Origin of the sequence: Actinomyces sp. ICM58, from assembly GCF_000283035.1 — a bacterium.
GTDB lineage: Bacteria > Actinomycetota > Actinomycetes > Actinomycetales > Actinomycetaceae > Pauljensenia.
On sequence record NZ_ALIY01000077.1, the window covers coordinates 1 to 2011 of the forward strand.

Consider the following 2011-nt stretch of genomic DNA (forward strand, 5'->3'; position numbering starts at 1 on the left):
GCTACTCGGGCGTTGAGCCTAGCGAAGAAACCAAGAGGGCAGCATGTCAAGCTCTAGCTGAATTTATCTACTGAGTTTGTCATCTGCTTCGTGGCTGGGGCCAGGCGTAAGATACCTGGCCCCAGCCACTGCGGAATAAAGCGCCCAAGCACCCATGAAGAAGACCAGGTTTTCCTGCCAGTCCACGACGAGAATCTCGTGTGTGCGAGTACTGTAATAGAACGAGTTCGTGACAACAAGTAGTAATGCTGCTGCCCCGCTTGACAAGAGTCGTATCCACAGTGCCTTCACTCGCGGTTGCGGCCATCGTCGTGGCGGGTCAACTATCAAAAGAACCAGGCCGGTGAGGAAGGTTCCATAAAGCGGAAGAACCATCAAAAGAGTGCCAGCTGCGGAGAGTCCCGCGGCGGGGATATAGAAAATCCCGAAGCAGATTCCTATCCATGTCGTGTAGGTACGGATCGCGTCCCTGATCGTGTGAGCAGGTGTGCCAAATCGGGCGGAGCTGCTCATGAGCATGTGTCCTGCTACTACCGTGAAGACAATCCAACCGAGACCGAAAGATAGGAGCGTCTCACTCCAGTGTTGAGATCCATAGTGGGTGGAAGCAACTGCATCAAACGCGATGAGCATGGTGGCTGCAAATCCTGCACCCAATACTCGGATCAGTAATGCTCGCCAGAGCGGTGGCTCCCATGTTGATGGCCGATCAATGACAAAAAGCAGCAGCCCGGCGAAAGGTGCAAGCCACAATGGAGTGTTCACCGGGGCGACTTCAGCAGTGAAGAGCAGAGAACCGGGCACTACCGCGAAGCCGAGGATGAGCCCTACCCAATACACGTAGGTCCGAACGAATAGTTTTAAAGACTCAACCACTCACACCTCTCATGGACTTCAGTACCGATATCATGACGATTCTACGGCGGGGAGGCGACCCACGGTCAAAGATGGCACCAACAGGGGCGGACACCGCGTGCGTGCAGGCGCGAAGCCCGGCCCGCTGGGCGAGAAACTCGCCGCCGGACGCCCCGCCACGCGCCTGGAAGACCCGCTCAACGAACCCTTCGACTTCGCAGGTAATGACATTGGCGACGGTGCGGTGCGTGCCGGGGAGACGATGCCCGAACCATCGGACTATCTGTCGGAGATTCAGCGTGACGGCAAACCGCTTGGCGCTGACCTCGTCTATCGGGAGACGTGGCAGTGGCTCGATCAACGTGGCTGTTCCCATTTCGTGGCGCCTCGCCTGATTGAGGCGTATGCGCAGGCGTTTGCCCGGTATGTGCAGTGCGAGCAGGCGATCTCCAAGTTCGGCCTGCTCGGCAAACACCCCACCACCGGTGCTGCCATCGCCAGCCCGTTTGTCGCCATGTCCCAGAGTTTCGGAAAGCAGGCGAATGTGTATTGGTACGAGATTGGCCTGTTCTGGTTTTGTGGACCGGTTTGAGGGTTGTTGGTTGTTATTAGTGGTGTTGCGCCCATTGGCGTGCGTATTGGTTGGGTGAGAGCCAGCCTAGCGGGCTGTGGGGGTGTTCTTCATTGTAGCGGTGGGACCAGGCGCCAATCAGGGCGCGCGCGTGGTTGAGATCCTCGAACATGTTGTCCTCGAGGAGTTCGTCGCGCATGCGGTTGTGTAAGGACTCCACGAATCCGTTATGCCAGGGCTGGCCCGGTGGGATGAACGCTTGGAGCGTGTTATGCTCGCTGGCCCAGCGCCCCAAGGCTGCGGCGATGAATTCGGGCCCGTTATCGGCCCTTAGCACCTGGGGTGCCCCATGTGCCAGGACAGCCAGGTCAAGCATTTCGATCACGTCGGCGGCTCCCATGCGCCGCTCAACGCGGAAAGCCAGGTGTTGACGGGTGAACTCATCGATAACGTTACAGACCTTGAACACGCGCCCCTTCCAGTCCGAGTCGAACTGGAAATCAATGGCCCACACCTGCCCAGGAGCGCTAGCCTCAACCAGGCGCTGTAGGCGTGGTGCGGTGCGGGGCTTGTGGGCTTTGCGCG

3 protein-coding genes are annotated in these 2011 nt (G+C 58.5%); 1 reads left to right on the forward strand and 2 read right to left on the reverse strand.

All coding sequences use genetic code 11. From position 1 onward, the window contains the following. Nucleotides 1-63: 63 nt before the first annotated feature. Nucleotides 64-876 carry a hypothetical protein gene (locus tag HMPREF1138_RS10650; protein ID WP_009056781.1) on the reverse strand — a complete coding sequence of 271 codons (813 nt, stop codon included), beginning with the start codon at nucleotides 874-876 and terminating at the stop codon, nucleotides 64-66. Between the two features lie 97 nt (nucleotides 877-973). Here HMPREF1138_RS10650 and HMPREF1138_RS03875 point away from each other — a divergent pair, with 97 nt between their 5' ends. Then, the gene (locus tag HMPREF1138_RS03875; RefSeq protein WP_009056784.1) at nucleotides 974-1447 is read left to right on the forward strand and encodes a P27 family phage terminase small subunit; all 474 of its coding nucleotides are present in this window, start codon (nucleotides 974-976) and stop codon (nucleotides 1445-1447) included. Nucleotides 1448-1463: 16 nt separating this feature from the next. Here the strand turns inward: HMPREF1138_RS03875 and HMPREF1138_RS03880 are convergent. Then, nucleotides 1464-2011 (reverse strand): IS3 family transposase (locus tag HMPREF1138_RS03880; protein ID WP_039936778.1); only part of this gene is annotated, 548 nt, incomplete at its 5' end.